At 63.5% G+C, this 7,182-nt stretch carries 6 protein-coding genes and 1 CRISPR repeat array; of the genes, 3 read left to right on the forward strand and 3 right to left on the reverse strand.

Annotated features, from left to right (window positions below):
• Positions 1 to 159: 159 nt before the first annotated feature.
• Both U9983_RS25630 and U9983_RS25635 read right to left on the reverse strand, forming a co-directional pair.
• A complete protein-coding gene (locus tag U9983_RS25630) occupies positions 160 to 387 on the reverse strand; it encodes a hypothetical protein (protein WP_322756472.1) in 228 nt (75 codons plus the stop codon).
• Complete coding sequence (locus tag U9983_RS25635; protein WP_322756473.1) at positions 384 to 602, reverse strand: hypothetical protein; 219 nt, start codon at positions 600 to 602, stop codon at positions 384 to 386. Before U9983_RS25635 ends, U9983_RS25630 begins: the two co-directional genes overlap by 4 nt.
• Positions 603 to 896: 294 nt before the next feature.
• Between U9983_RS25635 and U9983_RS25640 the strand changes: the two genes are divergently transcribed.
• The 3 genes from U9983_RS25640 (at position 897) to U9983_RS25650 (ending at position 6,420) form a co-directional block, all read left to right on the forward strand.
• A complete protein-coding gene (locus U9983_RS25640; protein ID WP_322756474.1) occupies positions 897 to 2,369 on the forward strand; it encodes a helix-turn-helix transcriptional regulator in 1,473 nt (490 codons plus the stop codon).
• Positions 2,370 to 2,816: 447 nt separating this feature from the next.
• Positions 2,817 to 4,647: a CRISPR direct-repeat array (repeat unit 36 nt; unit sequence GTTTCAATCCGACTCGGATTTGTAGATCGCGGGCAC).
• Between the two features lie 1,285 nt (positions 4,648 to 5,932).
• Positions 5,933 to 6,184: a hypothetical protein gene (locus U9983_RS25645; RefSeq protein ID WP_322749034.1), complete on the forward strand. Its 252-nt coding sequence runs from the start codon at positions 5,933 to 5,935 to the stop codon at positions 6,182 to 6,184.
• Positions 6,184 to 6,420: a hypothetical protein gene (locus tag U9983_RS25650; RefSeq protein WP_322749033.1), complete on the forward strand. Its 237-nt coding sequence runs from the start codon at positions 6,184 to 6,186 to the stop codon at positions 6,418 to 6,420. The genes U9983_RS25645 and U9983_RS25650 overlap by 1 nt, the downstream gene beginning before the upstream one ends.
• A 344-nt stretch (positions 6,421 to 6,764) precedes the next feature.
• On the opposite strand, the gene U9983_RS25655 is transcribed toward U9983_RS25650, so the two are convergent.
• A complete protein-coding gene (locus U9983_RS25655; protein WP_322756475.1) occupies positions 6,765 to 6,899 on the reverse strand; it encodes a hypothetical protein in 135 nt (44 codons plus the stop codon).
• Between the last annotated feature and the right edge of the window lie 283 nt (positions 6,900 to 7,182).

Below are 7,182 nucleotides of genomic sequence, written 5' to 3' on the forward strand. Positions count from 1 at the left end.
ACACGACCCTGCCAGTTCAAGAACGCGGCGCCCACCGTTGAGCAACTCGTCACCGCGCAGACCGCCAACAGGTAAGAGGCCAGAATTCCGACAATGGGCATTGGTGCCCGCCGGAATCCTGACCCCTGCACCGCACAGCGGCACCAGCCGCCCGATCACTCAGCCTGCCACGGGTAGCCACCCATCCCACTCCCGTGACGGCACCAGCTCACCCACCGGCCGGAACACGAGCGTCACATCAACATCGCCGAACGCCTCGGCAAACCCGACCCCGTCCGGCAGCGACGCCCAGGCGCGCATCACATCCACTGGCCGGTCTGCCGGATGAATCGTGATCGAGCATGCGCCCCCGTCTGATACGACCCGGGGGTGTCCGTCGCTGGTCATCGGCCGCCGGCCCGATGTACCGACCGTGCCAGCGCCGCACCCAGGAGCACCCGCCCGGCCGCGGGAGCCGTAGCGGTGTCTACGAAGAAGAACAGCGGGCACACCTGATAGTCGTCCCAGCCGCTCTCCACCGCGAACAGCTCCGCCGACGCAGGCGAATCAAACGTGATCGTGGTGTCGCGGACCCGCCGTTCCTCCCCTGGCTCGAACCGCACCGTCCCATCCCGTCGTTGGTTGGACGCCGGCCCGGCCCCGCGGAGACGACGCGCTCAACACGGAGCCGGGCCGGTTGTGCCACAGGCTTGCGTGCCACCCCGCCGCACCGGAAGACAAGATTCATCATCTGAAAGTCACCTGATCACGCGGTCTGCGAGCGGCTCGCGGATGGGTGGAACGCCTGACACGGTAGGCGAGGTTGATATACATGGACGCCCCGACGGACGTACCCTCAGGGTCGGTCCTGCCACGAGACGTGACCCTCTCTCCCGGCTGGAAGGCAACCGCCCGACATGCCACCGTTCACACTCGGCCCCTACACCGTCTCCGAACGGCTCCTGTCACGGGACGACATGCGCGCCACACTCGCCGCCCGTGACTTCGGCGCCGCCTTCCGACTCATGCGCAAGTACGACGGCGCCAGTCAGAACCGCATCGCCTCCGGTGTCGAAGGCCTGAGCCAAAGCCGTGTCAGCAAAATCATGCGCGGTGAGGATCGCATCGCCACCCTCGACCTGATCGAACGCATCGCCGACGCACTACGGATACCGGGCGCTCTGCTGGGTCTCGCCTCTCGACCTTGGGAAGTGATTGTCACCGACGCCCGACCAGGACCGCTGCCGTCGCAAGCCCCCGCCCGAACGGCACCGGCTCTGACCCAGAACGGCGACTCGGACCGGCCGGACCCGGTCACGCTGCTGCACGACGACGACACCTGGACGTCGGAGCGAACCGCCGAACTCGCCGAACTCCTCGGCACAGACGACGGCCTGCCCGTGCACGCGGCCAACGCCGCCCGCCTGGCCCATGAATGGCTGATTGCCGAACCGCCGCAGATCGTCGCAATGCAGGCCGGACGGCGGATCGGTGACGGCCTCCTGAACAAGGTTGAAGGCCGGGTCGCGCACCTGCGCAGGCTCGACGACTTCATCGGCGGGAAAGACCTCAACAGCCTCGTCGAACGGGAACTCACCGCCACCGTCGACCTCCTCCGCACAGCCAGCTACGACGAACGACTCGGACGCCGCCTTCTGTCCGCCATCGCCGAACTGTGCCAACTCGCAGGCTGGGTCGCGATGGACGCCGGACTTTCCCTACCCGCGTCCCGGTACTTCACCGGCGGAGTCAAAGCCGCGCACGCCGCAAACAACCAGCCCGTCGCTGCCAATCTGATCTCCACGCTGAGCTATCAGGTCGCCAACCAGGGCGACCCGGCCGACGCCGTCCTGCTCTCCCATACCGCCTGCCAAGGTGCCTGCCGGACCGCGACCGCGACCACCCTCGCCCTGCTGAAAGAACGCGTGGCATGGGCACACGCCAAGGTCGGCGAACTCACGAACACCGAGAAGGCCCTTGCCGAGGTCGACCGCCTTTACGAACAGCGACGGCCCGACGACGACCCCACCTGGGTCTACTGGCTCAACGAAGACGAAATCAACATCATGAAGGGTCGCTGCTACGTTGAACTGGGTAAACCCGACCGCGCTGAACCCCTCCTCACCGACGCCCTGAGGAACTACAGCGACGACCACGCCCGTGAAGTCGTCCTGTACGAAACATGGCTTGCCGAAGTCCACTTCCAGAAAGGCGACATCGACCAGGCATGCGCGAAGGCCACCAGGGCGCTCCTCCTGGACGTACGGGCCAACTCCACCCGCAGTTCCGAACGCGTCCAGACCCTACGCGCCAAACTCCGTCCCTACGCCGACAATCACGCCGTCCAGGAGTTCGAAGAACTCTACCACTCCACTATCGAGACAGTCTGAACACGACAGGCCATTCGATCAACGGATATATCGAGCCGTCTGTCGAATCCTTCCCTTTGGGATCAAGAGCGCGGCACAGGCCACGCCGTACAACCCAGACCAGGAATGGCACGTTTGCCAGGCACACCGACACCCGCGGGCATGCCGGTCAGGCCGACCGCCGCCGGATAGGCGAATCCATGCCGTACCGAGCGGCACGGCATGGATTCGCGATGCTCGTCCTGTTCCCCAGGCCGGTTCACCAAACACCCGAGCGCGTTCCGGAATACGCAGCCATGCGACCACCGGAGACCATCACTGGGCACGCCAGGGGGCAGACGAAAACCGAGCAGGTGCACTCCATCGGGCAGCAGGGCCACAGCATGGGGTCGCTTCGCTTCCCTGGCAGCCCGGCCCCTCGTCCAGGGTAGGCAAGACTATCTGCGGTCACCTTGAGACCCGTGTAGATCGTCAATCCGACTCGGATTTGTAGATCACGGGCACCCCGCACCTCACGCTCACGGACTCGCGGCGGCGGTTTCAATCCGACTCGGATTTGTAGATCACGGGCACCCGGCCATGCTGGAGGCGCTCAACGCCTTCCAGGTTTCAATCCGACTCGGATTTGTAGATCACGGGCACCTACCAGCGATCTTCGGCCTTTCGCAGGTCTTCTAGTTTCAATCCGACTCGGATTTGTAGATCGCGGGCACACTGGATCCTGCTGGCGCAAGCGGGGCAGTGGTTTCAATCCGACTCGGATTTGTAGATCGCGGGCACCATTATCCCAATAGTGACGGAACAGGGTGATGTTGTTTCAATCCGACTCGGATTTGTAGATCGCGGGCACCCAACAAGTACACCTGGAAGAACGACGGACGTTTCAATCCGGCTCGGATTTGTAGATTGCGGGCACCGCTTCAACAAGGAGCTGATCCCCACGCCGATGTTTCAATCCGACTCGGATTTGTAGATCGCGGGCACAGCGAGATGGTGGTGCGTGCGCTATACGCCCAGTTTCAATCCGACTCGGATTTGTAGATCGCGGGCACACGCTGAACGGATGCACAGTGACAATCGGCGCTGGTTTCAATCCGACTCGGATTTGTAGATCGCGGGCACATCGCGTGGGCCAGGATCGTCGAGCAGCTTCGGTTTCAATCCGACTCGGATTTGTAGATCGCGGGCACATGGCCACAACATGGGTCGAGTACGACCCGGGTGTTTCAATCCGACTCGGATTTGTAGATCGCGGGCACTGAGGAAGCGAACGTCCGGAAAGACAGCACCACCGTTTCAATCCGACTCGGATTTGTAGATCGCGGGCACAGCGACGGCGAAAGTGACCGCCCAGCTCAACAAGTTTCAATCCGACTCGGATTTGTAGATCGCGGGCACCTGGTGAAGACGATCCGCGAGTACACCGCCAAGGGTCGTTTCAATCCGACTCGGATTTGTAGATCGCGGGTACCGCGGATCGAACACCCCAGGGCCTACGGCGAAGTTTCAATCCGACTCGGATTTGTAGATCGCGGGTACGTGGACAGTGACGTTGATGGCATGGCCATAAGTTTCAATCCGACTCGGATTTGTAGATCGCGGGTACATGATGGAGCAGGTCTCAGGATGGACGGTCGGGCAGTTTCAATCCGACTCGGATTTGTAGATCGCGGGTACAACGAGAAGACGGGCAAGACGTCCATCGCGTAGTTTCAATCCGACTCGGATTTGTAGATCGTGGGTACCTGCAACTGCGCACAAATCGAGGCGTACCTGTTTCAATCCGACTCGGATTTGTAGATCGCGGGTACGCACAGTGGTACCAGCACATCCCGGGCACCATGTTTCAATCCGACTCGGATTTGTAGATCGCGGGTACCATTTGTGCTCGGGTAGAGTACGTCAGTGCAAATAGTTTCAATCCGACTCGGATTTGTAGATCGCGGGTACCCGCCCCTGACGCGGCACTTCGCCAAGTGGGGTTAGTTTCAATCCGACTCGGATTTGTAGATCGCGGGTACGAGGCGTCGTATCCCAGGCGGTGCCTCAGCACCGGTTTCAATCCGACTCGGATTTGTAGATCGCGGGTACGCACGAGTTCTGAGAGGAGGTGTCGCGTGAGCGGTTTCAATCCGACTCGGATTTGTAGATCGCGGGTACCACCTGGATCTCCGTGCCCGACGCCTTGCCACCCTTGTTTCAATCCGACTCGGATTTGTAGATCGCGGGTACCATCACTCTCTCCAGAGGAGAGAGATGTGCAGTTTCAATCCGACTCGGATTTGTAGATCGCGGGTACACCGCTGTCCGAATTGTACACCCGCTGACCTGCGCTGATGCAAGATCGTACCACAACCTCCATCCGAAGATCCTTAGGATCATGGCTATATGATCTATCGGTGTCACGTCGTAGCAGGTCACGGCACATGTCGATCGCCCACCACAACCTCCCGCATTCGTCGGCGTGTCGGCGGTTGTGGTAAACGATCATCGTACATCCCCCGTTCCCACCGCCGGGCCTCGGACCGACCCGTACCCAACAATGATCGTAGACTCAGGCACCCGCAGCACGAGACCAGGGCCGCCGTTCCGACAGCGCATGGCGCCGACCCACGCAAGGCCAGTCGACAGACATCACCAGACAGAGGAGACGGAGACAGCTCTCACGTCCACCGCGTGCACGAGCAACTCCGGACATGCCAGCCAGCAAGGGCGCTGCCCTGACGAGGCGGGTTAGCCGGACGGCATGCCCGCCGCGTGCCCGTAGCAGTGGTCAGCATGTGGTCCCATCGGTGTCCTGTGGTGGGTACCGAACCGCCGTTGACCTGGGCGGGAGTGCTTTGGATCAGGTCAGCAACGGTAACGGCACAGGTTTCCCAAGCTCGTAACGTGGATCGTGGCGAAGAGGGTCGCAGGTTCGATCCCTGCCGCGCCCACGAGCTGGTTTCGTATGCTCGTTGATCTTCGATCAAGCTTGCCACCAGCCGCGATGCCCACCGGGGGGCCGAGCCCCCCGAACCCCCACGGTGCGTCTGCGGCGCTTGCGCTGACTGGACGAACTCCCGTCTGTCGGTGTCCGCCACCTCCGACAGGTCGGGTAGGCCGTAGCGGCGGGCCTGTTGCTCGCGGCGAGCCTGTTCACGCAGCGTACGCAGTTCCCGGATCCGGTCGCTCCAACAGCCGCGCCGCCATGCCCTCACCCATCGCGGTGTTCCTCCCGGTATCCGGTACAGGGGTAACCGTTTGTTACTCCCGTAACCCCCCTGCGGAGCGGCGATCTTTTACGTCCTGCCGTCACCCCGTCGGGCGAATCCCAGCCGGTCCGTGCCACCCGGGGAGTTCCGTCACGAACGCGCGCCGGTCCGCCTTGCCCCGTCCCCGACGGTTGGCGCGGGCCGCTCGAGCGCTCCCATCGGGATCCCAACGGCCAGCCGTACCCATCCGGTCCGGTGGGCGACGATCGGCCCGGCGTAGGTAAGGCGAGCGGGGCCGCCACGCACCGTATCGGCCAGGCCCCACCTTGTCCGAGCGATCACAGGCTTACCCTTAAATCTGTAACGGAACAGACACGGAAGGAGCATGCAATGGCGTGGAACAAGCGGGGTAGCACCGATGGAGGCGCAAGCACCGGTCGAGACGGCGTGAAGCGCGGCGGCAAGGACGCCACCGCGAAGACGAATGTCCGGGAGGTCGAGTTCGCCAACTGCACGACATGCAACGGTGCCGGCGTTGTGGCCTTTGATCGGGCTGAAACGGACGAGGGCGGCGGGTTCAGCGGCACGCAGGAGCGGACATGCGCTGCCTGTAGCGGCAGCGGGAAGGTCAAGAAGAACTAATGGATGAGGCCCCAGCCGGCGAGACCCCGGTCGTCCCGATGCTGGCACTTGTCGCGTGCAGCAAATGCCGCCGCCGCCGCGGCGCCCAACTCCGCTCCACCGGTGCTGTGGAGCCGATCCCCGAGACGGGGACCTGCCCGCACGGCAAGCCGCTACGGAAAGTTTGGGCGCCGGGCCACGGGCCGGGCTCGGAGCCGCCGGCGGAGTCGGGCTGGGACACCCGGCCACCGGTGTAGGTGATTACGCCGCCGATGCGGGGATCGCCGATCCGATCCCCGCCACGGTGTTACCCGAACTGATCGCATGGATCCCGACTGCCGGCGTGTCCCACAGGCTCGGACCCATCCCGCCAGAGGCGTGGCAGCGTGTAGACCAGATCCTCCTCCGCCGCCATCGTCGTCGTTCTGGCGGTCGCGGACTTTCTGTTCCTCGTCGGCGATAACTGCGTCAACGGTCTTCTCGATATTACTGATCTTTGTAACGTAGAGTTCGCTGACCAGCGCCGTTGCAAGAGCGCTAACAAGTGGCCCAGATGCCGGCTCATTGTTCGACTACGGGCCGTTCAGGTCGCTCTTCAACATCATCGGCCAGCCGGCCCCTCGGCGTCAGCGCCGACGGGCTGCCGATCGGGACGCAGCTGGCGGCAGCGCACGGCCCGGCGGACCTGCTGTTCCGGGTCGCTGGCCAGCTCGAGGCGGCCATGTCCTGGCAGCACCGGACACCCTCGGTGTTCGCCGGCACCTAGAGCGACCGGCAATTGGGGACGCGGTGTCGTGGGGCCGGGGCACGCACCTCGCCACGTTGTCGTCGGTCGACACCCACAACCTCCGGTGCCTCCCTCCTCCGCATCGCGATGCACGCACCCCAGCTCCGCTCCTTGATCCGCTCCCCTGTTGTCGGGCGCCCTTACAAGGCTGAGCACGATTGAGGTCGGGCTGTGTTTCACGGTGGCGGTATCGAGGTCGGCTACCGAATTGCGGGTCAGTGCTCCGGCCTCC

Origin of the sequence: Protofrankia sp. Cas3, assembly GCF_963555955.1 — a bacterium.
Lineage (GTDB): Bacteria > Actinomycetota > Actinomycetes > Frankiales > Frankiaceae > Protofrankia.